General features: G+C 68.3%; 15 protein-coding genes and 2 rRNA genes. 14 read left to right on the top strand and 3 right to left on the bottom strand.

What is annotated here, in order from left to right:
• Positions 1 to 40: 40 nt before the first annotated feature.
• Positions 41 to 532, bottom strand: coding sequence for a cysteine dioxygenase (locus OG798_RS23415; RefSeq protein ID WP_054229209.1), 492 nt, complete (start codon positions 530 to 532; stop codon positions 41 to 43).
• Between the two features lie 706 nt (positions 533 to 1,238).
• Here OG798_RS23415 and OG798_RS23410 point away from each other — a divergent pair.
• The 3 genes from OG798_RS23410 (at position 1,239) to OG798_RS23400 (ending at position 6,874) form a co-directional block, all read left to right on the top strand.
• Positions 1,239 to 1,502, top strand: coding sequence for a WhiB family transcriptional regulator (locus OG798_RS23410; RefSeq protein WP_003975777.1), 264 nt, complete (start codon positions 1,239 to 1,241; stop codon positions 1,500 to 1,502).
• A gap of 186 nt (positions 1,503 to 1,688) precedes the next feature.
• Positions 1,689 to 5,366, top strand: a complete 3,678-nt coding sequence (locus OG798_RS23405; RefSeq protein ID WP_328757634.1) for a glycosyltransferase family 2 protein — start codon at positions 1,689 to 1,691, stop codon at positions 5,364 to 5,366.
• The gene (locus OG798_RS23400; protein WP_328757633.1) at positions 5,363 to 6,874 is read left to right on the top strand and encodes a DUF5719 family protein; all 1,512 of its coding nucleotides are present in this window, start codon (positions 5,363 to 5,365) and stop codon (positions 6,872 to 6,874) included. Before OG798_RS23405 ends, OG798_RS23400 begins: the two co-directional genes overlap by 4 nt.
• An 80-nt stretch (positions 6,875 to 6,954) precedes the next feature.
• Here the strand turns inward: OG798_RS23400 and OG798_RS23395 are convergent, their stop codons facing one another.
• Complete coding sequence (locus OG798_RS23395) at positions 6,955 to 7,404, bottom strand: metallopeptidase family protein (protein ID WP_095854295.1); 450 nt, start codon at positions 7,402 to 7,404, stop codon at positions 6,955 to 6,957.
• A gap of 352 nt (positions 7,405 to 7,756) precedes the next feature.
• On the opposite strand from OG798_RS23395, the gene OG798_RS23390 reads away from it, so the two are divergent.
• The 8 genes from OG798_RS23390 (at position 7,757) to OG798_RS23350 (ending at position 16,956) form a co-directional block, all read left to right on the top strand.
• Positions 7,757 to 8,131, top strand: coding sequence for a DUF3499 domain-containing protein (locus OG798_RS23390; protein ID WP_054229213.1), 375 nt, complete (start codon positions 7,757 to 7,759; stop codon positions 8,129 to 8,131).
• Between the two features lie 858 nt (positions 8,132 to 8,989).
• On the top strand, positions 8,990 to 10,351 hold the full coding sequence (locus OG798_RS23380) for a phosphomannomutase/phosphoglucomutase (protein WP_095854297.1): 1,362 nt from the start codon (positions 8,990 to 8,992) through the stop codon (positions 10,349 to 10,351).
• 361 nt (positions 10,352 to 10,712) lie between these two features.
• Positions 10,713 to 10,883 carry a Trm112 family protein gene (locus tag OG798_RS23375; RefSeq protein ID WP_075027380.1) on the top strand — a complete coding sequence of 57 codons (171 nt, stop codon included), beginning with the start codon at positions 10,713 to 10,715 and terminating at the stop codon, positions 10,881 to 10,883.
• A gap of 79 nt (positions 10,884 to 10,962) precedes the next feature.
• Positions 10,963 to 12,090 carry an SIS domain-containing protein gene (locus OG798_RS23370; RefSeq protein ID WP_095854298.1) on the top strand — a complete coding sequence of 376 codons (1,128 nt, stop codon included), beginning with the start codon at positions 10,963 to 10,965 and terminating at the stop codon, positions 12,088 to 12,090.
• A gap of 84 nt (positions 12,091 to 12,174) precedes the next feature.
• Positions 12,175 to 13,326 (top strand): mannose-6-phosphate isomerase, class I, encoded by a 1,152-nt coding sequence (manA, locus tag OG798_RS23365; protein WP_328757632.1) that lies wholly within the window; start codon positions 12,175 to 12,177, stop codon positions 13,324 to 13,326.
• A gap of 141 nt (positions 13,327 to 13,467) precedes the next feature.
• On the top strand, positions 13,468 to 14,448 hold the full coding sequence (locus tag OG798_RS23360; RefSeq protein ID WP_328757631.1) for a cation diffusion facilitator family transporter: 981 nt from the start codon (positions 13,468 to 13,470) through the stop codon (positions 14,446 to 14,448).
• 336 nt (positions 14,449 to 14,784) lie between these two features.
• Positions 14,785 to 16,242: an adenosylhomocysteinase gene (gene ahcY / locus OG798_RS23355; protein ID WP_054230216.1), complete on the top strand. Its 1,458-nt coding sequence runs from the start codon at positions 14,785 to 14,787 to the stop codon at positions 16,240 to 16,242.
• A gap of 99 nt (positions 16,243 to 16,341) precedes the next feature.
• Complete coding sequence (locus OG798_RS23350) at positions 16,342 to 16,956, top strand: hypothetical protein (protein ID WP_328757630.1); 615 nt, start codon at positions 16,342 to 16,344, stop codon at positions 16,954 to 16,956.
• 28 nt (positions 16,957 to 16,984) lie between these two features.
• On the opposite strand, the gene OG798_RS23345 is transcribed toward OG798_RS23350, so the two are convergent.
• Positions 16,985 to 17,995 carry an RDD family protein gene (locus OG798_RS23345; RefSeq protein ID WP_328757629.1) on the bottom strand — a complete coding sequence of 337 codons (1,011 nt, stop codon included), beginning with the start codon at positions 17,993 to 17,995 and terminating at the stop codon, positions 16,985 to 16,987.
• 119 nt (positions 17,996 to 18,114) lie between these two features.
• Between OG798_RS23345 and OG798_RS23340 the strand changes: the two genes are divergently transcribed.
• The 3 genes from OG798_RS23340 to OG798_RS23330 all read left to right on the top strand — a co-directional run bounded on the left by OG798_RS23340 (position 18,115) and on the right by OG798_RS23330 (position 24,703).
• Positions 18,115 to 19,122 (top strand): stage II sporulation protein M, encoded by a 1,008-nt coding sequence (locus tag OG798_RS23340; protein WP_328757628.1) that lies wholly within the window; start codon positions 18,115 to 18,117, stop codon positions 19,120 to 19,122.
• A 613-nt stretch (positions 19,123 to 19,735) separates the two neighbouring features.
• Positions 19,736 to 21,261, top strand: a 16S ribosomal RNA gene (locus tag OG798_RS23335).
• A gap of 318 nt (positions 21,262 to 21,579) precedes the next feature.
• Positions 21,580 to 24,703, top strand: a 23S ribosomal RNA gene (locus OG798_RS23330).
• The 16S and 23S rRNA genes sit together here, the layout of an rRNA operon.
• Positions 24,704 to 24,755 lie beyond the last annotated feature (52 nt).

Genomic DNA, 24,755 nt, shown 5'->3' with positions numbered 1-24,755 from the left:
TACGACAACGCGTGAGGCGGTTACGAGACCGCGGGCGCTCTCAGGCCGTGACGACGGCGGGGGCGCACTGGGCCGAATGCATCGGCATCTCGGTAAGACCCGGGTAGTAAACGTGCAGGCTCACGGCCGGTTCCAGGGAGTCGTTCACGACCTCGTGGATGTACCCCGGCGCGAACACCCGCTGGGATCCTGCCCCCAACGCGCGGGTGTCGCGCTCCGTGCGCTCGGTCAACGCGCCCTCCAGGACGGTGAGTACGCCGGAGGAGCGCCCGTGGTCGTGGAGTCCGCTGCCCTGTCCGGGCACCCAGGACAGCAGCCACACCTCGTAGCCGGGTCCGGTGCGCAGCCGGTGGTACCAGCGGGAGGTCGCGTCGTACTGGACGAGGTGCTCCCACTGGGAGCGGTCGGCGGCGATGGAGCGGGCCAGGCCGACGAACTCGGACACGGTGGCGGGGTGCTCGCGCGGCGGCTGGAGCAGGTGCGGTACTTCGAGGATGTCGCCGGCGATCTGGAGGTCGCTGTCGCTGTTCATGGGTGCGGTGGTTCCTCGGCGGAGAGCTGGGGTGTCGCGGGGCCATTTCCGTCCGGGTCGCGGACGGGGAGGGTGCCCTGGTACGGGCGATCGCCCCGGAAGCGGGGCGGGGATTCGCCTCAGTGGCGGCGAGGCAGCCGGAGCGCGGTACGGCTCAACAGCTGGGACAGCAACAACAGCTACAGCGAGCGCGGGCAGCACCGTGGGACCCGGCGGTGCGGGTCGAGACGAGTGCCAAGTTCGCGAGCATGCCCATAAGGACATCGGTTCACACCTCGACTGTCAACTTACTGTCCGCTATGTGGGAAATGTTTCACCTCATCCGGTTCATCTGTATGGCGAAAGGTTTGCTCTGGAGCCACCCCGGACACATGGCGCACAACCGGGCGCGCAAACCTCGATGCGATCCCGTGATCCAAATGTGATCCGGTTCGCTTCGGAGTCCGTGTCGGAACGAGATCGAACTTCTGGGCGTCCTTCCCAGTGGCGGGTCGGGAGTCCGGGCGGGCCCTTTGGGGTTGTCAGGGTTTATGCCGATTTGAACACTTTCCGCATAGCCTTGGTTCCGCAGAGTGAATAAGGGGCCCAATAGCAGATCTCGGCTTGACTGGCCCGGATCGGCACACTTGTAATTTCACTCGTGTCGTTCAGCCGAAATCGGTAACGGCAGCATCACGGGGACGCGAAAGACAGACGAGGGGCGCACATGACCGAGCTGGTGCAGCAACTGCTGGTCGACGACGCGGACGAGGAACTCGGCTGGCAGGAGCGCGCGCTGTGCGCCCAGACCGACCCCGAGTCCTTCTTCCCCGAGAAGGGCGGCTCCACCCGCGAGGCCAAGAAGGTCTGTCTCGCCTGTGAGGTCCGCTCCGAGTGCCTGGAATACGCGCTCGCCAACGACGAGCGGTTCGGCATCTGGGGCGGTCTGTCCGAGCGCGAGCGCCGCAGGCTGAAGAAGGCCGCCGTCTGACCGCACGGCGCGCACCCCTCGTACCGATACCGGCAGGTAAGAACGGCCCGTCGCAGGTGGGTTATCCACAGGCGGCGGGCCGCTGTGTTGCCCAGCCGTTAGTGTGGGCCCTCGTCCGAGACGTCCCGCTGTCCCCGCCGGACACAGGCGTCCACCGCAGTCCATCGAACCGGGGCCCGTACCTCGATGTCCGTGCACAGCCATTCGGCAGTCCCACACGACGCCGCCACACCTGAGTTTCCGCGCCACGTGGTGACCGCGGTCCTCGTCTCCCACGACGGCGCCCGCTGGCTGCCCGAAGCGCTCGCCGGGCTGCTCGGCCAGGAGCGCCCGGTGCAGAACGCCGTGGCGGCCGACACCGGCAGCGCGGACGACTCCGCCCAGCTGCTGACCGACGCACTCGGCGCCGACCGGGTGCTGCACCTCGCCCGGCGCACCGGCTTCGGCCAGGCCGTCGAGGAGGCCACCCGCGGCGCCGGCGTGCTCACCCCGGACGACCTGCCCTATCTGAAGCGCCCCAGCGGCTGGGACCCGGTCACCCGGACCTGGCGCGACGACGCCTACGACATGCCGGATCTCCCGCACGGCGAGCCGGAGCAGTGGCTCTGGCTGCTGCACGACGACAGCGCTCCCGAGCCCGACGCCCTGGCCCAGCTGCTCCGGGTCGTGGAGAGCGAGCAGGAGCTCGGCAGGGAAGTCGCCGTGGTCGGCCCCAAGCTGCGCGGCTGGTACGACCGGCGAGCGCTCCTGGAGGTCGGCGTCACCATCGCCAACTCCGGCCGCCGCTGGACGGGCCTGGACCGCCGCGAGCAGGACCAGGGCCAGCACGACCACGTCCACCCCGTGCTCGCCGTGTCCACCGCCGGCATGCTGATCCGCCGCGACGTCTACGAGGAACTCGGCGGCTTCGACCGCCGACTGCCCCTGATGCGTGACGACGTCGACCTGTGCTGGCGCGCCCAGGCCGCCGGACACCGCGTCCTCGTCGCCCCCGAAGCGGTCGTCCGGCACGCCGAGGCCGCCTCCCGCGAGCGCCGCACCGTCGACTGCGTGGGCCGCACCGCCGCCTCCCCGCACAAGGTCGACAAGGCGGGTGCCGTCTACACCCTCCTCGTCAACGCCCGTACGGCACAGCTGCCCTGGATCCTGATCCGGCTCGTCCTCGGCACCCTGCTGCGCACCGTCGCCTACCTCGTGGGCAAGGTCCCCGGACAGGCCGTCGACGAGATCCGCGGCCTGCTGGGAATCCTGCTGCGCCCCGAGCGGATCCTCGCGGGCCGCCGCAGACGCGGTCGCCTCCAGGTCGACAAGGGCGAACTGCGCCCGCTGTTCCCGCCGCCCGGCGCCACTGTGCGCGCCACGGTCGAGCAGGTCGCGGGCAACTTCATGGGCAGCGACGACCCCGACGCCACCACCGGCGCCGGACGGCACGGCGGCGCCGTCGAGTCCGGACCCGGCGGCGACGACGCCGACTTCCTGCAGATCGAGCAGTTCGCCCGGCTCAAGCGCATCGCCCGCAACCCCGGCCCGATGCTCTTCCTGGTGCTGCTGTTCGTCTCCCTCCTGGCCTGCCGCGGCCTGCTCGGCAGCGGGTCGCTCGCGGGCGGCGCGCTGCTGCCCGCGCCCGCCGACGCCTCCGAGCTGTGGTCGCGCTACGTCGACGGCTGGCACCCGGTGGGCGCCGGCGGCACGGAGACCGCGCCGCCGTACCTCGCGCTCGTCGCCCTGCTGTCCTCCCTGCTCCTCGGCTCCACCGGGCTCGCGGTCACCGTGCTCCTGGTGGCCTCCGTCCCGCTGGCCGGCTTCGCCGCGTACTTCGCCTCGCGCCCCCTCGTCGAGTCGCGCCTGCTGCGCGCCTGGGCGTCGGTGGCGTACGCCTTCCTGCCCGCCGCCGCCGGCGCCCTCGCCGGCGGCCGCATCGGCACCGCCGTCCTCGCGATCCTGCTGCCGCTCATCGCGCGCGCAGGCATCGCCGCCAGCGGGCTGGCCCACTCCTCCGGCGCGCGCGGCAGCTGGCGCGCCACCTGGGCGTACGCCCTCCTGCTGACCTTCACCACGGCGTTCACGCCGATCGTGTGGCCCATCGCGCTGGTCCTCGGAATCGCCCTCCTCGTAGTGCGCCGAAGGGAAATCACCGCCTACGGGCCGCGCTTTCTGGCCCAGCTCGGCACCCCGCTGCTGGTCCTCGCCCCCTGGTCGCTGACCCTGCTCCCGTTCGGCTTCTTCAAGGAAGCCGGGATGCCCTACGGCGCGAGCGCGGCCTCCGGGCTCGACCTGCTCGGCGCCAGCCCCGGCGGTCCCGGCACGGTCAGCGGACTGATGCTCATCGGCATCGTGCTGGCGGCACTGGCCGCCCTGATGCGCGGCGAGCGGCAGCGAGCGGCGTGGGCCGCCTGGGGCGTCGCCCTGGTGGCGCTCGTCTTCGCCGTGCTGTCCAACAAGTCGGCCTGGGCGGGACCCGCCACCCTCGTCTACGGCCTCGCACTGCTTGCCGCCGCCACCATCGGCGCCGACGGGGCACGCGCGCGGGTGGCCGAGCAGAGCTTCGGCTGGCGCCAGCCGGTCGCCGCGCTCATCGCGTTCGCCTCGGCCGCCGCCCCGCTGCTGCTGGCCGCCGGATGGGTCCTCGGCGGCGCCGACGGCCCCGTGGAGCGCCGCGACCCGGTGCAGGTACCCGCGTTCGTCGCCGAGGAGAGCGGCACCCGCGACCAGGCCCGCACCCTCGTCCTCGACAGCGACTCCGGCGCCCGCGTCGGCTACACCCTGGTCCGCGGCTCCGGCGCCCGCATGGGCGACGGCGAACTCGCGGCCGAGGGCGGCGAGAACAAGAAGCTCGACAAGGTCGTCGCCAACCTCGTCGCGGGCTCCGGCGCCGACCAGGCCGACCAGCTCGGCGGCTTCGCCGTGCGCTACGTCCTGGTCCGCAAGGGCGCGCCCCGCGAGATGAGCCGCGTCCTGGACGCCACCCCGGGCCTGACCCGGCTCAGCCAGCAGGACGGCAGCGCCCTGTGGCGCCTGGACAGCCAGGTCTCGCGCGCCTCGATCGTCCCCAAGTCCGGCGAGGCCCTGTCCATCGCCGCCGGGCCGGTCGAAGTGCACACCACCATCCCCTCCGGGGGAGAGGGCCGCGTGCTGCGCCTCGCCGACACGGCCGACGTGGGCTGGACGGCGACCCTGGACGGAAAGCCGCTCACCCGCACCAGCGTCGACGGCTGGGCGCAGGGCTTCGAACTGCCCGCGAGCGGCGGCAGGCTGGACGTCACCTTCGACGCCCCGATGAGCCACACCGGCTGGCTGTGGGCCCAGGGCGCGCTCGCCGTCGTCCTGGTGGTCCTCGCCCTGCCCGGGCGGCGCCGTGACGTCGACGACGACCTCCCCGACGAGCCGGTCGTCCCCGCCCAGGACGTCACGGGCGAGGGCCGCCGCGCCCGCCGCCTGCGCGCCCAGGCCGAGGCCGAGGCGGAGCAGTCCGACCAGGCCGTCCAGGAAGAGGGCGCCCTTCCTCCTCCGGAGGAGGAGGCCGAGCAGACGCCCGTATCGGTCCCGCAGCAGCAGGCGTACGACGAGTGGGACGCATCGACCTACCCGGGCGCCGAGTACGGCACCTACGGCGGCGAGCAGTACCAGGGCCAGCAGCAGTACCCGGCGGGCACCTACGAGCAGCAGCCGTACCAGGCGGACCCCTACCAGGCGGGCCAGTACGACCCGTACGCCTACGGGGGCACGGCACCGTACGACCCGATGCAGACCTACCAGGGCTACGACGGGACCGGCCAGGGCTACGACGCCGCCTACGACCCGAACACGCCTCCGCAGCCGCCGCACGGCACCGACAGTGAGCGCCCCGACGGGAGCCAGCAGTGAACCGCACCACCCTGTCCCTGATCGCCGGCGCGACCGCGCTCGCCGCCGTCACCGGATTCGCCTCGCTCAACGCGCCGGCCGCCTCCGGCGACAACACCGCCAAGGCGGCCACCCAGCAGCCCGTGGAGCGCACCAGCCTGCTCTGCCCGCAGCCCAGCACCTCCGAGATCGCGGAGACGTCGTACACGTCGTACACGCCCGTCACCCAGGGCGCCGCCGACAGCGGCAAGGCCGAACTGCAGGCCGCGGCCGTGGAGTCGGCGGACTCCACGAGCGGCAAGAAGACCGGCAAGAAGACCGGTAAGAAGACCGTGAAGCCCGCCCTGAAGCCGGCGGAGCCCGGCAAGCCGGCCACCGGTGAAGGCTCCGGAGCCGAGCCGCCCGCCCTCGTCGGCACCGCCGAGGGCAAGTTCGCGCCCGGCTGGACCGTCCAGGAGACCACCGCGGTCGCCGCGGGCACCGGCCGCGGTCTGCTCGGCACCAACTGCACCGCTCCGGACACCGAGTTCTGGTTCCCGGGCGTCAGCACCGCCACCGGCCGCACCGACTATGTGCACTTGACCAACCCCGACGACTCGGCGGCCGTCGTCGACGTCGAGCTGTACGGCAAGGACGGCACCCTCAAGTCCACGGTGGGCGAGGGCATCACGGTCCAGCCGCACGCCAGCGAGCCGATCCTGCTGAGCACGCTCGCGAGCGGGCAGCAGACCGACCTCACCGTCCACGTGACCGTCCGCAGCGGCCGCGTCGGCGCCGCCGTCCAGGCACTGGACGACAAGATCGGCGGGGACTGGCTGGCCGCCTCCACCGACCCGGCGGGCAGCCTCGTCATGCCGGGCATCCCCAAGGACGCCACGGCCGTACGGCTGGTCGCCTTCGCGCCCGGCGACCAGGACGCCGACCTGAAGGTCCGCCTCGCCTCGCCCTCGGGCCTGATCACACCGGCCGGGAACGAGACGCTGCACGTGAAGGCCGGCATGACCGCGGCGGCCGACCTCGGTGACGTCACGCGCGGCGAAGCGGGCTCCCTGGTGCTCACCTCCACCGGAACCTCGACGCCGGTCGTCGCGGCCCTGCAGGTGGTGCGCGGCAAGGGCAGCAAGCAGGAGATGGCGTTCATCCCGGCCACCAGCCCGGTCGGCGGGCGCGCGACGGCCGCCGACAACAGCTCCAAGGGCACCACGCTCGCCCTGTCCGCCCCCGGCCAGAGCGCCCAGGTCAAGGTCACCGCGTCCGCAGGCAGCGAGGGCGGTACGGCGGCGACGAAGACGTACACGATCAAGGGCGGTACGACCCAGGACGTCGACGCACCGGTCCCGGCCGGTCTCAAGGGGACATACGCCCTGACGGTCGAGCCCGTCTCCGGAGGCCCCGTCTACGCCTCCAGGACCCTCGCCTCCGCCCAGGAGGGCGTCCCCGGGTTCACGATCCAGACCCTCCCGGACGACCGCGGGACGGTGGCGGTACCGGAGGCGGACCAGGATCTGTCGGTACTGCTGAAGAAGTGATCCCGTACGGGTGATCCACCGGGTCCTCGAGGGGACCCGGTGGCGTCGCGACCGTGCTCCCGGAACTGCTCGGGCGGGCCTCAGTCCTCGCCGTAGCGCGGGTCCACCGTCTCCGGTGTCAGCCCCAGCAGCTCCGCGACCTGCTCCACGACGACCTCGTGCACCAGCGCCGCGCGCTCGTCGCGGCCCTTGGTGCGGATCTCGACCGGGCGACGGTAGACGACCACGCGCGCGGGATGGTCCTCGTACGCCGGGATCGTGCCTCCCAGGGGCACCGCCTCGTCGCTCCAGCCCTCGCCGGAGCCGTCGAGGCGGGGCACCTCGAGGACCATGAAGTCGATGTCGGCGAGTTGGGGCCAGCGCCGCTCCAGCCGCTCCACGGAGTCCTGCACCAGGTCCGCGAAGACCTCGGCGCGGCTCGCGGCGAGCGGCACCTGGGGCGGCGCGACGGGGCCGCGCATGCCCCTTCCGTGGCGATCACGACGGCGGGGCCCGGGTGCGGCGGCGGTGGGCGGTACGGGGGTGTCCATCACTGACGAAGAGTAGTCCCCACGAGGTCCGCGTGCCCGGCCCCCACGCGGCTGCCCGCGGCCCGGGGCAGGAAGCCCGGCGCACGTTCCGGATGTCGCAGGATGACCATTCCAGCCAAGCTTGGGCTCGATTCCGTATCCCTCCAGGACCGTCGCTCACATGGCAATTGACGTGGTTTGCGCCAAGTGGTGACCGGATTCAGGTCCGTTCGGCATCTCGCCGCGGGATGTCGCCCCAGGTCAGGACGGGCGGTCCGAAGGCTTGTGTGGGCGGCCTCACAGCACGACACGGTGGGGTGACCTGGGGGAGAGTCGTCGCGGCCCGCTCAAGAGTGCGGTACCGTCCAACGTCGTGAGCCCTGTACGTCGCTGTTCGCGAACCGCTTGCGGCCGCCCCGCCGTCGCGACGCTGACGTACGTCTACGCCGACTCGACCGCGGTCCTCGGCCCGCTCGCCACCTACGCCGAGCCCCACTGCTACGACCTGTGCGCCGAGCACTCCGAGCGCCTCACCGCGCCGCGCGGCTGGGAGGTCGTCCGGCTCGCCGACGCCTCCGCTCCCTCCCGCCCCAGCGGTGACGATCTGGAAGCGCTCGCCAACGCGGTGCGCGAGGCGGCCAGGCCGCAGCAGCGCGCCGCTGAGGCCGGTGGCGGCGCCCGCTCGGCGGACCCGATGGAGGTCGCGCGCCGCGGCCACCTACGGGTGCTGCGCTCGCCGGACAACTGAGCGCCCGCCCCCTCCGTACCCAGGGTCGCCCCCGAACTGCCTCCCTCGGCTCCACTGAGTCGTGCGCGCCCCTTGACGAGGGCTTGTCGCGGACACGACGATTCCCTCACCCGCGAGAAAACGCTTTCCGCATCGCGGAACCCTCCGCACGGCGGAATCCGGGGAGGCGCCCGTGTACGTCCAGGAACTGGAACCCGTGGCCGACTCGCCCGGCCTCTCCGCCCTCGTGGCGACCCTGCCCGTCGTGATCGTCCTCGTCCTGCTCGGCGGCGTCCGCATGAAGGCGCACCGGGCCGGGCTCATCGGCCTCCTCCGCCACCGGTCGTCACCCTCGCCCAAGTCGCCGCCCAGTTCGCCGCCTCGAACTACGTCTCCGCGCAACTCGCCGACATCGGCGCGTCCTTGGCGGGCGCCGCCGCCCTGGACGTCGTCACCCCCCGAGGGCAAGCCGGTCGGGAGGCAATGTCCTCACGCTCCCGCTCGTGTCGACCGGCGGCACCCTCGTCCTGCTCGCCGGACTGTGCACGGCCGTCGTACTCCGGGCGCACGCGCGCGTGGCGGTCGAGGAATGGGCGGCGACGGTGCGCGAGTCGGGGCCGTGACGGCGACCTGCTGCGCAAAGTGCTCCCGTGGAGCGCCGGGCTGCTGTTGATCACGTGTCTGATCGTGCTGGGCCAGAGCTCACCGGTCCTCGACTGGATGCTGCCCTGACGGCCGGATTCGAGCCCGTGCGTTACCCCCAGGTGACAGTTGGGGCTCCCAGATGACGGGTGAGCGTCCGATCGGCCCCTTCACGGCGGGCTGTCAGCCGGTACGGGTAGTTTGGGGCGACCGATGTGGACTTCTGGAAGGTTGGCCGTGACTGCTGATCTGTCGCAGCTCGTGAAGGCGTACGACGTACGCGGGGTGGTCCCGGACCAGTGGGACGAGTCGATGGCCGAGCTGTTCGGGGCGGCCTTCGTCCAGGTGACCGGAGCGGACGCCATCGTGATCGGACACGACATGCGGCCCTCGTCGCCCGGCCTGTCGCGCGCCTTCGCACGCGGGGCGGCGGCACGCGGTGTCGACGTGACCGAAATCGGCCTGTGCTCCACCGACCAGCTGTACTACGCGTCCGGTGCGTTCAACCTGCCGGGCGCCATGTTCACGGCCTCGCACAATCCCGCCCAGTACAACGGCATCAAGATGTGCCGCGCGGGCGCCGCCCCGGTCGGCCAGGACACCGGCCTGGCCGAGATCCGTGAACTCGTCGAGTCCTGGCTCGACTCGGGCCTCCCGGCCTCCGACGCGACACCGGGAACGATCACGCAGCGTGACACGTTGGAGGACTACTCGGCGTACCTCCGCTCGCTCGTCGACCTGACCGACATCCGCCCCCTGAAGGTCGTGGTCGACGCGGGCAACGGCATGGGCGGGCACACGGTGCCGACCGTCTTCGCGGGCCTTCCCCTCGACCTCGTACCCATGTACTTCGAACTGGACGGCACGTTCCCGAACCACGAGGCGAACCCGCTGGACCCGGCGAACATCGTGGACCTCCAGCACCGCGTGCGCGAGGAGAGCGCCGACATCGGCATCGCCTTCGACGGCGACGCGGACCGCTGCTTCGTCGTCGACGAGAACGGCGACCCGGTCTCCCCGTCCGCGATCACCGCCCTGGTCGCCGCCCGCGAACTCGGCAAGCACGGCGGCGGCACGGTCATCCACAACCTCATCACGTCCTGGTCGGTGCCCGAGGTCGTCCGCGAGCACGGCGGCACCCCGGTCCGCACCCGCGTCGGCCACTCCTTCATCAAGGCCGAGATGGCCCGCTCCGGCGCGATCTTCGGCGGCGAGCACTCCGCGCACTACTACTTCCGTGACTTCTGGAACGCGGACACGGGCATGCTGGCCGCCCTGCACGTCCTCGCCGCCCTCGGCGGCCAGGACGGCCAGCTCTCCCAGCTCGTCGCCGAGTACGACCGCTATGTCGGCTCCGGCGAGATCAACTCCACGGTCGACGACCAGGCGGCCCGCCTCGCCACGATCAAGGCCGCGTACGAGGGCCGCGAGGGCGTCACCATCGACGAGCTCGACGGTCTGACCGTCACCTTGGACGACTCGTGGTTCAACGTCCGCCCCTCCAACACGGAGCCCCTCCTCCGCCTGAACGCCGAGGCGAAGGACGAGCCGACGATGGCGAAGCTGCGGGACGAGATCCTGCACATCATCAGAGGCTGACCCTCCCCCCGGGTGACTGGTCGCGCAGTTCCCCGCGCCCCTAAAAGCCTCGGCCCGCACGGCGTTGCGAGGCCGGGGCCGGGGCGGGGGCCGGGTCCGAAAATCAAACCCCACCCACCCTGTCCATCCCACCCCCCGGCCCGCTTCTTTCAGCCTGTCCGGCGTTTGAGGACGAGCCCTTCGGGCGATGCGGGGGTCCGGGGGCGCAGCGCCCCTGGCGGGGTGGAAGGGGCGGAGCCCCTGGGGATGGGACGGGTAGGGGCGGCGGGGGCGAAATCACCACGTCCACACACCCCGGCACCCCACCCCCCACAGCGGTACGCTGACCAGGCCGCATCCACCCCGTTCGAAAGGACACCCCATGCCGCTCGAAGCCGGCCTCCTGGAGATCCTCGCCTGCCCGGCCTGCCACGCCCCGCTCAAGGAGCAGGAGAGCGAGTTGCTCTGCACGGGCCAGGACTGCGGCCTCGCCTACCCCGTCCGCGACGGCATCCCCGTACTCCTCGTCGACGAGGCCCGCCGCCCCGGTTAAACCCCTACCGGCGACACCCACCCCACAGGCGAATCAGGCGACAGAGGCAACACACCGGCGATCGGGAGGCTGCCGACCCATGCTCGACGAATCGCTGCTCGACGACCCAGAAGCGCTAGCCCGCGCCGACCGTCGCGAGCTGCTCCGGGGCGCCGCGGAGGCCGGCGCCCGTGTGCGTACCGCAGTCCGGCACGCCGCGGAAGCCGGAATCGCGGAACTGAAGCCGGACGGCCGCCCACGCGCCGTCCTGATCGCCGGCCCCGGCCTGGCCGCCACCGGCGTCGCCGAACTGCTCGGCACCCTCGCCGGAGCCAGCTGCCCCATCACCCGGCTCACCCCCACCGGCGTCGCCCCCGCATCCGGCGCCCTCCGCTGGGAACTGCCCGGCTGGGCAGGCCCGGTGGACCTCCTGCTGATCGCCACCCCCGACGGCAGCGAACCAGGCCTCGAACTCCTCGTCGAGCAGGCATACCGGCGAGGCTGCTCCGTCGTAGCGGTGGCCCCCGCCGGCACCCCGATCGTGGAGGAGGTGCAGGGCACGCACGGCCTGTTCGTACCGATGGCGACCGCCCCGTACGAGCCGACCGAACCCTTCGCGGCCTCCTCCCCCGGCGTCCTGTGGGCCCTGCTCACCCCGTTGCTCGTGCTGCTGGACCGCACCGGCCTGGTCTCCGCCCCGCCCGAGGCGCTGGAGAAGGTCGCCGACCGCCTGGACCGCGTCGCCGAACGCTGCGGCCCGGCCATCGCGCCCTACGGCAACCCGGCCAAGACGCTCGCCGCCGATCTTGCCGAAGTACTCCCGGTGATCTGGACGGAAGGCACCTCCGCGGGCCCCGCGGGCCGCCGTTTCACCGCCGCGCTCGCGGAACTCGCCGGCCGCCCCGCCATCACCGCGGAACTCCCCGAGGCACTCGCCGCCCACAGCGTCCTGCTCTCGGGCGCGCTGGCCGCGGCCGCCGACCCCGACGACTTCTTCCGCGACCGCGTCGAGGAGCAGCAGGTCCTCCACGCACGCGTGGTCCTCCTGCGCGACCGCCCGGCCGGCGGCCTCACCGCCGCCCCGGCCGCCCGCGAGCTCGCCCTCAGCCACGACACCGCTCTCAGCGAACTCGAACCGGAGGAGGGTCCCGAACTGGAGACCCTCGCGGAGCTGATCGCCGTCACGGATTTCGCCGCCGTTTACCTGGCGCTCGCTTCAGGGGCCTGATCTTGTAGCCAGGCATCCCGGGTCGGCCTCGGCCGACCCGGGACCCTTGACCAGCGCAGCGCACGTACGGAGAGAACGACACACATGGACCGCCTCGAAAACACCGTCCGCCCCTACGCCTGGGGCTCGACCACCGCCATCCCGCGGCTGCTCGGCGTCGAGCCGACCGGTGAACCGCAGGCGGAGATGTGGATGGGCGCCCACCCGGGCGCACCCTCCCGCACGGCGCGCGGCCCCCTCGACGAGGTCATCGCCGAGGACCCCGAGAAGGAACTCGGCCGCGCGGCCGTCGCCAAGTTCGGCCCCCGCCTGCCGTTCCTGCTCAAGATCCTCGCGGCGGGCGCGCCCCTCTCCCTCCAGGTGCACCCCAACCTCGAGCAGGCGAAGGAGGGGTACGAGGACGAGGAGCTCCGTGGCGTCCCGATATCGGCCTCGCACCGCAACTACAAGGACGCCAACCACAAGCCCGAACTGATCTGCGCCCTCACCGAGTTCGACGGCCTGTGCGGCTTCCGCAACCCCGACGAGACCGCCGAACTGCTCGCCGGCCTGGACGTCGACTCCCTCAAGCCGTACGTCGACCTCCTGCACGCCCACCCGGAGGACGCGGCGCTGCGCGAGGTCCTGACGGCGGTGCTGAGCGCGGACCCCGACGACATGGCCCACACGGTCACCGAGGTCGCGGCCGCCTGCGCCCGCCTCGGCGGCGCTTACGCCCCTTACGCCGACCTCGCCCACCACTACCCGGGCGACCCCGGCGTGATCGCCGCGATGCTCCTCAACTACGTCCAGCTCCAGCCCGGCGAGGCGTTGTTCCTCGGCGCCGGTGTCCCGCACGCCTACCTGAACGGTCTCGGCGTCGAAATCATGGCCAACAGCGACAACGTCCTGCGCTGCGGCCTGACCCCCAAGCACGTCGACGTCCCCGAACTCCTGCGCGTCGTCCGCTTCGAGGCGGGCGACCCCGGCGTCCTGCGCCCGGAGGCGTCCCCGGACGGCGAGGAGGTCTACACGACCCCCATCGACGAGTTCCGCCTCTCCCGGTACGCCCTCGCGGAGGGCGCCGCCCCGCACGACCTCACCCGCGACACCCCGCAGATCCTGCTCTGCACGTCGGGTTCCGTACGCGCCGACGGCAACATGCTCGCCCCCGGCGAGTCGGTCTTCGTACCAGCGGGCGAAAAGGCAGAGGTGTCCGGTTCCGGCACGATCTTCCGTGCGACAGTGGTGGCCTGACGAGGCGACTGTGGCGGCCAGACGTACCGCCGTCGAACCGGGCTGCAACAATGGCCCACCGCAAAGGGCGGGCAAAGCCCGGACCGGCGTACGAGCGTACGAACGGGGCCCGGACGGCGGACGAAGGGACAGCAGGAGCACATGAGCGCTTCAGGCGGCACCAGGGCGATCGTGGCGGCACTCGGCGCCAATCTCGCGATCGCGGCATCGAAGTTCGTGGCGTTCGCGTTCAGCGGTTCGTCCTCGATGCTCGCCGAGGGCGTCCACTCGCTCGCCGACTCCGGCAACCAGGCCCTGCTCCTGATCGGTGGCAAGAAGGCCCAGCGCGAGGCGACCCCCCAGCACCCCTTCGGGTACGGCCGCGAGCGCTACATCTACGCCTTCCTCGTCTCGATCGTCCTCTTCTCGGTCGGCGGCATGTTCGCCGTCTACGAGGGCTACGAGAAGATCAAGCACCCGCACGAGATCGAGCACTGGTACTGGCCGGTGGGCGTCCTGGTGTTCGCGATCATCGCCGAGGGCTTCTCCTTCCGTACGGCCATCAAGGAGTCCAACGAACTGCGGGGCACGCACTCCTGGTCGCAGTTCATCCGCCGCGCCAAGGCCCCCGAGCTGCCGGTCGTCCTCCTGGAGGACTTCGGCGCGCTCATCGGTCTGGTCCTCGCCCTCGGCGGCGTCGGCCTCGCCCTGCTCACGGGCGACGGCGTCTGGGACGGTATCGGCACGCTCTGCATCGGCATCCTGCTCATCTTGATCGCGCTGGTCCTCGCCGCCGAGACCAAGTCCCTCCTGCTGGGCGAGGCCGCGGGCATCGAAGAGGTCAAGAAGATCGAGGCCTCGATCGTCGACGGCCACACGGTCACCGGCATCATCCACATGCGCACGCTCCACCTCGGCCCGGAGGAGCTCCTGGTCGCCGCGAAGATCGCCGTCCAGCACGACGACACGGCCGCCGAGGTCGCCACCGCGATCAACGCCGCCGAGTCCCGCATCCGCGCCGCCGTCCCGATCGCCCGCGTGATCTACCTGGAGCCGGACATCTACAGCGAGGTGGAGGCCGCAAAGGGCCCGAACCCCGAAGCGACCCCCGGGGGCCCCGCCCAGACACCTTCCGAGCACTGACCCACCCGGCACTCACCCCCTGGCACTCACCCGCCCGAAGACGAGCCGCACACCTTGTCCGCAACGATCGTCGGCCGGAGGCGGACTGGGGCGGCCCGGGGCGACCGGTGTAGCTTGGGGGCTGAGCCAGACGTCGCTGCTGATGGCGGTCGGGCGGTCCCACCGCGGACCGGCCGAGGGAGAGAGGGCCTCCGACGGACTGCGCTGCGCGCACCAGGCACTCCTGTGCCCTGCTGCGGGGCACGTCCGTGCCCTGCTCGGGCATGCGTATGCCCCGCGCCGCGCAGACAGCCGTATCCACCTCGCCCCAATCCAGACCCCGAGGAGCAGCTCGTCATGACGACTGTCGACAACCGACAGGACTTCAAGGTCGCCGACCTCTCCCTGGCCGAGTTCGGCCGCAAGGAGATCACCCTCGCCGAGCACGAGATGCCCGGCCTGATGTCGATCCGCAAGGAGTACGCCGCCACGCAGCCCCTCGCGGGCGCCCGCGTCACCGGCTCCCTGCACATGACGGTGCAGACCGCCGTCCTCATCGAGACCCTCGTCGCCCTCGGCGCCGAGGTCCGCTGGGCCTCCTGCAACATCTTCTCCACCCAGGACCACGCCGCCGCCGCCATCGCGGTCGGCCCGAACGGCACGCCCGACAACCCGCAGGGCGTCCCGGTCTTCGCCTGGAAGGGCGAGACCCTGGAGGAGTACTGGTGGTGCACGGAGCAGGCTCTGACCTGGCCGAACACCCCCACCGGCGGCCCGAACATGATCCTGGACGACGGCGGTGACGCCACCCTCCTCGTCCACAAGGGCGTCGAGTACGAGAAGGACGGCAAGGTCCCGTCCGTCGACACCGCTGAGTCCGAGGAGCACCGCTTCGTCCTCGAACTCCTGCACCGCACCATCACCGACGGCTCGCAGAAGTGGACCCAGCTCGCCTCGGAGATCCGCGGCGTGACCGAGGAGACCACGACCGGTGTCCACCGTCTCTACGAGATGCACCGCGACGGCACCCTCCTGTTCCCGGCGATCAACGTGAACGACGCCGTCACCAAGTCGAAGTTCGACAACAAGTACGGCTGCCGCCACTCCCTGATCGACGGCATCAACCGCGCCACCGACGTCCTCATCGGTGGCAAGACCGCAGTCGTCCTCGGCTACGGCGACGTGGGCAAGGGCTGCGCGGAGTCCCTGCGCGGCCAGGGCGCCCGGGTGATCATCACCGAGATCGACCCGATCTGCGCCCTGCAGGCGGCGATGGACGGTTACCAGGTCACGACCCTCGACGAGGTCGTCGACAAGGGCGACATCTTCGTCACCACGACCGGCAACAAGGACATCATCATGGCCTCGGACATGGCCAAGATGAAGCACCAGGCGATCGTGGGCAACATCGGTCACTTCGACAACGAGATCGACATGGCCGGCCTCGCGAAGATCCCGGGCATCGTCAAGGACGAGGTCAAGCCGCAGGTTCACACCTGGAAGTTCCCCGACGGCAAGGTGATCATCGTTCTGTCCGAGGGCCGCCTGCTGAACCTGGGCAACGCCACCGGCCACCCCTCGTTCGTGATGTCCAACTCGTTCGCGGACCAGACCCTGGCCCAGATCGAGCTGTTCACCAAGCCCGACGAGTACCCGACCGACGTCTACGTGCTGCCCAAGCACCTCGACGAGAAGGTCGCCCGCCTCCACCTCGACGCCCTCGGCGTCAAGCTCACCACGCTCCGCCCGGAGCAGGCCGCGTACATCGGCGTAGAGGTCGAGGGCCCGTACAAGTCGGACCACTACCGCTACTGAGCACCCCGCCGAGCAGCGGTACCACCGCTCGGCGTACGGATGTCAGCAGGCCCCTGCCCCCGTGGCGGGGGCCTGTCCCCGATGAGGACCTGAACGCCCATGCCACGCGGTCGCTATTCGCTCCATGATCCGCACGATCACACCCCCCTCGCCGAAGAACACTTCCACTGCGCGCCCGGCCCCTCCGGCTGGCGCTACGTCTCGCAACTGACCACCCCCTCCGGCGACCACGCCGGCTCGGTCGACCTCGCCCTCGACGAGCTCGGCCGCCCCATCCGTCTCGAACTGCACGCCGCGAGCTGGCAGGTCCGTGGCGCCGCCCTCGACGGCGTGACCTGGGTCCGCACCGACCCCACCGGCACCGAGGCCACCGAAGGCAATGTCCGCGCCCACGCCTTCACCGGCACATCCCCCGCCTTCCTCGTCGCCACCGCCCGTCTGCTGCGCCTCACCCCCGATGCCTCCGCAACCCGCGTACGCCTCGTCGCCTTCACCGACCCGGTCCTCGCCCCGCGCACCGTCGACCAGTCCTGGGCCTTGATCTCGAGAGAAACACACGCCACTGACAACGGCCCCTTGACCGTGGACGACTACCAGGTCACAGCCCTGGACACGGGGGAGCAGCACGCCGTACACCTCGCGGGAGACGTGGTCCTGGCGGCGCCAGGCGTGGAGCTCGAGCACCTCGAATCACCGCCGTCGGTCTTCGCCTGACGACGCCGGGACACCGTTCGGAGCGGGTTCAGGCGGGCGGCGCGAATCCGGTCGACGGGCGTTCGACTGGCTCGTCCCGCGGTGCCGCGGGCGGCGGCGCCTGCCGCGCCGACGCTGCCGGGGACGCCGACGGATACGGGTCCCGCGCCGAAGCGGGCGAGGAGGCACCCGCCTGCGGATAGACCTGCGGATAGGAGTGAGCGCCTGACTGCCCCAGGACAGGGCCGCCGCCCGCGCCGGGCGTCCCTCCGACGAACCCACCCGGGCCCCCGGGCACCGCAGGAGCGCTCCCGCCGCCGAAGGCCCGCCGAGCGTCCCGCGCCTGCCGTTCCTGCACCACGGCCGCCAGATAGGCGGCCGCCGGCACCCCCTGCGGCGCCGGAGCCCCCGTACGGGCGGCCAGATCGGACGCGAGCCGCTCCGCCATCGTCCCGCCGACCTGAGGGTCCAGCTGCCGCATCCGCGTCAAGTACTGACGAATGGCCAGCCACAGGCCGTCCGGCACGGCCGACAGATCAAGTCCGGAGAACCGCCCCGCCAGCCAGGGCGGCGGCGGAGGCACGAAGGCCGTATGTCCGACGGGAATCCGTTCCCGCACGACGAGGGTCCCCGCGAACACGTCACCGAGCCGCCGCCCCCGAGCCGACACGAGCGAGGCGATGCACGCGATGATCCCGAACGTCATCAGAATCTCGACCACACCGATCGCGCCACGCACCAACGCGTGCCGGAACCGGATCGGCCCCCCGTCGTCCCGCACCACCCGCAGCCCGAAGGCCAGCTTCCCCAGCGAGCGGCCGTGACTCAGCGTCTCCACCGCGATCGGGCCGCCCACCAGCAGCAGAACGAAACTCGCGATCGACACCGCGATCCGCGCCGCATCGTCCAAGGCCGCCGTCGCGGCCAGCAGGCCGATGGTGACGATCAAATAGGCGGTCATCGACACGGCCAGATCGAGCAGCACGGCCAGCGCCCGGCTCGGCAGTTTCGCGGGGCGCAGCTCCAGCGCCACCGCCTCGCCCGTCACTAGCTCACTCACAGTCGCCGTCCTTCCCCTGACCTGCCCTGAGAACGGTCAGTCTGCCAAGCTGAGGGCGCATCGCGCCGCAGTACGACAAGCTGACACGCAGTACGAGAGGACGAGGAGCAGCAGAACCGATGGACCTCGACGTCTTCGTGTCCGCCCACCGCGCCGAGTGGGACCGTCTCGATGCTCTGCTGCGCCGCCAACGCCGGCTCACCGGAGCCGAGGCAGACGAACTCGTCGCCTTGTATCAACGTACGGCCACGCATCTCTCCCTGATCCAGTCCAGCGCGCCGGATCCGCAGCTCACCGGTCGTCTGAGCCAACTGGTGGCACGCGCGCGTGGGGCCGTGACAGGCAATCGCCGCGCCTCCTGGCGCGATGTCACCCGCTTCCTCACCCAGGGTTTCCCGGCGGCGGTATACCGCTCCCGCCACTGGTGGGTCCCCACGGCGCTCCTGTCGACCCTGGTCGGCGTCGTCCTTGGGTGGTGGATAGGCACGCACCCCGAGGTCCAGTCTTCGATCGCGGCCCCCAGCCAGCTGCGCCAGCTCACACGCCCCGGCGGCGAGTACGAGACCTACTACTCGAGCCACCCGGCCGCGTCCTTCGCGGCCCAGGTCTGGACGAACAACGCCCAGGCCGCGGCGATGTGCCTGGTCCTGGGCATTTTCCTGGGGCTACCGGTTCTCTGGATCCTCTTCCAGAACATGCTCAACCTCGGCGTGGGCATAGGCCTGATGTCGTCGGCGGGCCGCCTCGACACCTTCCTGGGCCTGATCCTTCCGCACGGCCTGGTGGAACTGACCGCTGTCTTCGTGGCCGCGGGCACCGGTCTGCGACTGGGATGGACCCTGATAGACCCGGGCCCCCGCTCGCGCCGTACGGCACTCGCCGAAGAGGGCCGCGCCGCTCTCGGCATGGCGATCGGCCTGGCTCTGATCCTCTTCGTCTCGGGCGCCATCGAAGGCTTCGTCACCCCGTCCGGTCTCCCCACCTGGGCCCGTGTCGGCATAGGCATCGCCGCTGAACTGGCCTTCCTCGCGTACGTCTATGTCCTGGGCGGTCGCGCGGTACGGGCCGGCGACACCGGTGACGTCGACGAGTCCGAGCGCAGCGCGACTCTTCCGACGGCCGCCTGATGTGCGTTCATCCCCGTTGACCTGCTAGTCTCCTCTTCGCCGCACAGGAGCCGTTGACACGGAGCCGGTGGGGAGGTAGATTCGAACAGTTGCCTAGAGCTGGACAAGTCCAGACGGTGGCAGTTAGGATCTGCCAGCTTCTTGTGAATGCAATTCCCGAGAAGCACCTCCGATTATTCAGGACTGAGTGGCCGGTAAGGCCGGTCAAAAACTTCTGATAAAGTCGGACTCGCCGAAAGAGAGCCGGAAGGCAATCAAATAGGCAAAGGCCCCTCCAACGGCCACTGGAAATGAATTCCGACCGGAAACGGAACGGAAAACGGATCTGGTAAGGTTGGAAACACCGAAGGGAAGCGCCCGGAGGAAAGCCTGAGAGAGTCTCTCGGGTGAGTACAAAGGAAGCGTCCGTTCCTTGAGAACTCAACAGCGTGCAAAAAATCAACGCCAGATATGTTGATACCCCGTCTCCGGCCGATCGGCTGGGGCGAGGTTCCTTTGAAAAAGTCCTGCCGGGCACTGCCTGGCAGGCGCACAGCGAGGACGCTGTGAACCGGGGGGATTATTCCTCTCCTCGGTTCCGCTCTCGTGGTGTCGTCCCGATTACGGGAAAACATTCACGGAGAGTTTGATCCTGGCTCAGGACGAACGCTGGCGGCGTGCTTAACACATGCAAGTCGAACGATGAAGCCCTTCGGGGTGGATTAGTGGCGAACGGGTGAGTAACACGTGGGCAATCTGCCCTTCACTCTGGGACAAGCCCTGGAAACGGGGTCTAATACCGGATAACACCTGCCCGGGCATCTGGGTGGGTTAAAAGCTCCGGCGGTGAAGGATGAGCCCGCGGCCTATCAGCTTGTTGGTGAGGTAGTGGCTCACCAAGGCGACGACGGGTAGCCGGCCTGAGAGGGCGACCGGCCACACTGGGACTGAGACACGGCCCAGACTCCTACGGGAGGCAGCAGTGGGGAATATTGCACAATGGGCGAAAGCCTGATGCAGCGACGCCGCGTGAGGGATGACGGCCTTCGGGTTGTAAACCTCTTTCAGCAGGGAAGAAGCGAAAGTGACGGTACCTGCAGAAGAAGCGCCGGCTAACTACGTGCCAGCAGCCGCGGTAATACGTAGGGCGCAAGCGTTGTCCGGAATTATTGGGCGTAAAGAGCTCGTAGGCGGCTTGTCACGTCGGGTGTGAAAGCCCGGGGCTTAACCCCGGGTCTGCATTCGATACGGGCTAGCTAGAGTGTGGTAGGGGAGATCGGAATTCCTGGTGTAGCGGTGAAATGCGCAGATATCAGGAGGAACACCGGTGGCGAAGGCGGATCTCTGGGCCATTACTGACGCTGAGGAGCGAAAGCGTGGGGAGCGAACAGGATTAGATACCCTGGTAGTCCACGCCGTAAACGGTGGGAACTAGGTGTTGGCGACATTCCACGTCGTCGGTGCCGCAGCTAACGCATTAAGTTCCCCGCCTGGGGAGTACGGCCGCAAGGCTAAAACTCAAAGGAATTGACGGGGGCCCGCACAAGCAGCGGAGCATGTGGCTTAATTCGACGCAACGCGAAGAACCTTACCAAGGCTTGACATACACCGGAAACGGCCAGAGATGGTCGCCCCCTTGTGGTCGGTGTACAGGTGGTGCATGGCTGTCGTCAGCTCGTGTCGTGAGATGTTGGGTTAAGTCCCGCAACGAGCGCAACCCTTGTTCTGTGTTGCCAGCATGCCCTTCGGGGTGATGGGGACTCACAGGAGACTGCCGGGGTCAACTCGGAGGAAGGTGGGGACGACGTCAAGTCATCATGCCCCTTATGTCTTGGGCTGCACACGTGCTACAATGGCAGGTACAATGAGCTGCGAAGCCGTGAGGCGGAGCGAATCTCAAAAAGCCTGTCTCAGTTCGGATTGGGGTCTGCAACTCGACCCCATGAAGTCGGAGTTGCTAGTAATCGCAGATCAGCATTGCTGCGGTGAATACGTTCCCGGGCCTTGTACACACCGCCCGTCACGTCACGAAAGTCGGTAACACCCGAAGCCGGTGGCCCAACCCCTTGTGGGAGGGAGCTGTCGAAGGTGGGACTGGCGATTGGGACGAAGTCGTAACAAGGTAGCCGTACCGGAAGGTGCGGCTGGATCACCTCCTTTCTAAGGAGCACTTCTTACCGATCCCTCCGGGGTGAGGTCAGAGGCCAGTACATCGGCGAATGTCTGATGCTGGTTGCTCATGGGTGGAACGTTGATTATTCGGCATCTTCAGTCATCTCAGGCTGTGAGTACTGCTCTTCGGGGCGTGGAAAGCTGATCATGAGTGGCGGGGGTGCCGGGCACGCTGTTGGGTGTCTGAAGGTACGGCCGGTTATCGGCTGCCTTCAGTGCCGGCCCCAGTGCACTCGAACCGGAAGGTTTGGGGTGATGGGTGGTTGGTCGTTGTTTGAGAACTGCACAGTGGACGCGAGCATCTGTGGCCAAGTTTTTAAGGGCGCACGGTGGATGCCTTGGCACCAGGAACCGATGAAGGACGTGGGAGGCCACGATAGTCCCCGGGGAGTCGTCAACCAGGCTTTGATCCGGGGGTTTCCGAATGGGGAAACCCGGCAGTCGTCATGGGCTGTCACCCATACCTGAACACATAGGGTATGTGGAGGGAACGCGGGGAAGTGAAACATCTCAGTACCCGCAGGAAGAGAAAACAACCGTGATTCCGGGAGTAGTGGCGAGCGAAACTGGATGAGGCCAAACCATATGCGTGTGAGACCCGGCAGGGGTTGCGTATGTGGGGTTGTGGGATTTCTCTTTCACGGTCTGCCGGCCGTGAGACGAGTCAGAAACCGTTGATGTAGGCGAAGGACATGCGAAAGGTCCGGCGTAGAGGGTAAGACCCCCGTAGTCGAAACGTCAACGGCTCGTTTGAGAAACACCCAAGTAGCACGGGGCCCGAGAAATCCCGTGTGAATCTGGCGGGACCACCCGCTAAGCCTAAATATTCCCTGGTGACCGATAGCGGATAGTACCGTGAGGGAATGGTGAAAAGTACCGCGGGAGCGGAGTGAAATAGTACCTGAAACCGTGTGCCTACAAGCCGTGGGAGCGTCGCGCATTGAGTTTACTCAGTGCGTCGTGACTGCGTGCCTTTTGAAGAATGAGCCTGCGAGTTTGCGGTGTGTTGCGAGGTTAACCCGTGTGGGGAAGCCGTAGCGAAAGCGAGTCCGAATAGGGCGATTTAGTAGCGCGCTCAAGACCCGAAGCGGAGTGATCTAGCCATGGGCAGGTTGAAGCGGCTGTAAGAGGTCGTGGAGGACCGAACCCACCAGGGTTGAAAACCTGGGGGATGACCTGTGGTTAGGGGTGAAAGGCCAATCAAACTCCGTGATAGCTGGTTCTCCCCGAAATGCATTTAGGTGCAGCGTCGTGTGTTTCTTGCCGGAGGTAGAGCACTGGATAGGCGATGGGCCCTACCGGGTTACTGACCTTAGCCAAACTCCGAATGCCGGTAAGTGAGAGCGCGGCAGTGAGACTGTGGGGGATAAGCTCCATGGTCGAGAGGGAAACAGCCCAGAGCATCGACTAAGGCCCCTAAGCGTACGCTAAGTGGGAAAGGATGTGGAGTCGCAGAGACAACCAGGAGGTTGGCTTAGAAGCAGCCACCCTTGAAAGAGTGCGTAATAGCTCACTGGTCTAGTGATTCCGCGCCGACAATGTAGCGGGGCTCAAGCGTACCGCCGAAGTCGTGTCATTGCAGCAATAGGGCCAACGCCCGCTGTGATGGGTAGGGGAGCGTCGTGTGCCGGGTGAAGCCGCGCCGGAAGGCAGTGGTGGACGGTTCACGAGTGAGAATGCAGGCATGAGTAGCGATACACACGTGAGAAACGTGTGCGCCGATTGACTAAGGGTTCCTGGGTCAAGCTGATCTGCCCAGGGTAAGTCGGGACCTAAGGCGAGGCCGACAGGCGTAGTCGATGGATAACCGGTTGATATTCCGGTACCCGCTGTGAAGCGTCAAACATTGAACCAGGCGATGCTAAGTCCGTGAAGCCGCCCCGGAGCCTTCGGGCAAAGGGGAGTGGTGGAGCCGACGGACCAGACCTGCAGTAGGTGAGTGATGGGGTGACGCAGGAAGGTAGTCCATCCCGGGCGGTGGTTGTCCCGGGGTAAGGGTGTAGGCCGTGTGATAGGTAAATCCGTCACACATTAAGGCTGAGACCTGATGCCGAGCCGATTGTGGTGAAGTGGATGATCCTATGCTGTCGAGAAAAGCCTCTAGCGAGTTTCATGGCGGCCCGTACCCTAAACCGACTCAGGTGGTCAGGTAGAGAATACCGAGGCGTTCGGGTGAACTATGGTTAAGGAACTCGGCAAAATGCCCCCGTAACTTCGGGAGAAGGGGGGCCATCACCGGTGATCGGATTTACTCCGTGAGCTGGGGGTGGCCGCAGAGACCAGCGAGAAGCGACTGTTTACTAAAAACACAGGTCCGTGCGAAGCCGTAAGGCGATGTATACGGACTGACGCCTGCCCGGTGCTGGAACGTTAAGGGGACCGGTTAGTCACTCTTCGGGGTGGCGAAGCTGAGAACTTAAGCGCCAGTAAACGGCGGTGGTAACTATAACCATCCTAAGGTAGCGAAATTCCTTGTCGGGTAAGTTCCGACCTGCACGAATGGCGTAACGACTTCTCGACTGTCTCAACCATAGGCCCGGTGAAATTGCACTACGAGTAAAGATGCTCGTTTCGCGCAGCAGGACGGAAAGACCCCGGGACCTTTACTACAGTTTGATATTGGTGTTCGGTTCGGCTTGTGTAGGATAGGTGGGAGACTTTGAACTCTGAGCGCCAGCTCAGGGGGAGTCGTCGTTGAAATACCACTCTGGTCGTGCTGGATGTCTAACCTGGGTCCGTGATCCGGATCAGGGACAGTGTCTGATGGGTAGTTTAACTGGGGCGGTTGCCTCCTAAAGAGTAACGGAGGCGCCCAAAGGTTCCCTCAGCCTGGTTGGTAATCAGGTGTTGAGTGTAAGTGCACAAGGGAGCTTGACTGTGAGACCGACGGGTCGAGCAGGGACGAAAGTCGGGACTAGTGATCCGGCGGTGGCTTGTGGAAGCGCCGTCGCTCAACGGATAAAAGGTACCCCGGGGATAACAGGCTGATCTTCCCCAAGAGTCCATATCGACGGGATGGTTTGGCACCTCGATGTCGGCTCGTCGCATCCTGGGGCTGGAGTCGGTCCCAAGGGTTGGGCTGTTCGCCCATTAAAGCGGTACGCGAGCTGGGTTTAGAACGTCGTGAGACAGTTCGGTCCCTATCCGCTGCGCGCGTAGGAATATTGAGAAGGGCTGTCCCTAGTACGAGAGGACCGGGACGGACGAACCTCTGGTGTGCCAGTTGTCCTGCCAAGGGCATGGCTGGTTGGCTACGTTCGGGAGGGATAACCGCTGAAAGCATCTAAGCGGGAAGCCTGCTTCGAGATGAGTATTCCCACCCCCTTTGAGGGGTTAAGGCTCCCAGTAGACGACTGGGTTGATAGGCCGGATCTGGAAGGCGGGTAACCGCTGGAGGTGACCGGTACTAATAGGCCGAGGGCTTGTCCTCAGTTGCTCGCGTCCACTGTGTTGGTTCTGAAACCACGAACAACCCCATTCCC

The sequence above is a fragment of the Streptomyces sp. NBC_00271 genome, from assembly GCF_036178845.1.
Lineage (GTDB): Bacteria > Actinomycetota > Actinomycetes > Streptomycetales > Streptomycetaceae > Streptomyces.
This window is presented reverse-complemented; position numbering and strand designations above follow the sequence as displayed.

Excerpts from the sequence above, each read along its gene's own strand:
- OG798_RS23415 (WP_054229209.1), bottom strand. The coding sequence starts at position 532 with ATGAACAGCGACAGCGACCTCCAGATCGCCGGCGACATCCTCGAAGTA.
- OG798_RS23410 (WP_003975777.1), top strand. The coding sequence starts at position 1,239 with ATGACCGAGCTGGTGCAGCAACTGCTGGTCGACGACGCGGACGAGGAA.
- OG798_RS23405 (WP_328757634.1), top strand. The coding sequence starts at position 1,689 with ATGTCCGTGCACAGCCATTCGGCAGTCCCACACGACGCCGCCACACCT.
- OG798_RS23395 (WP_095854295.1), bottom strand. The coding sequence starts at position 7,404 with ATGGACACCCCCGTACCGCCCACCGCCGCCGCACCCGGGCCCCGCCGT.
- OG798_RS23375 (WP_075027380.1), top strand. The coding sequence starts at position 10,713 with ATGCCGCTCGAAGCCGGCCTCCTGGAGATCCTCGCCTGCCCGGCCTGC.
- OG798_RS23370 (WP_095854298.1), top strand. The coding sequence starts at position 10,963 with ATGCTCGACGAATCGCTGCTCGACGACCCAGAAGCGCTAGCCCGCGCC.
- manA (WP_328757632.1), top strand. The coding sequence starts at position 12,175 with ATGGACCGCCTCGAAAACACCGTCCGCCCCTACGCCTGGGGCTCGACC.
- OG798_RS23360 (WP_328757631.1), top strand. The coding sequence starts at position 13,468 with ATGAGCGCTTCAGGCGGCACCAGGGCGATCGTGGCGGCACTCGGCGCC.
- ahcY (WP_054230216.1), top strand. The coding sequence starts at position 14,785 with ATGACGACTGTCGACAACCGACAGGACTTCAAGGTCGCCGACCTCTCC.
- OG798_RS23350 (WP_328757630.1), top strand. The coding sequence starts at position 16,342 with ATGCCACGCGGTCGCTATTCGCTCCATGATCCGCACGATCACACCCCC.
- OG798_RS23340 (WP_328757628.1), top strand. The coding sequence starts at position 18,115 with ATGGACCTCGACGTCTTCGTGTCCGCCCACCGCGCCGAGTGGGACCGT.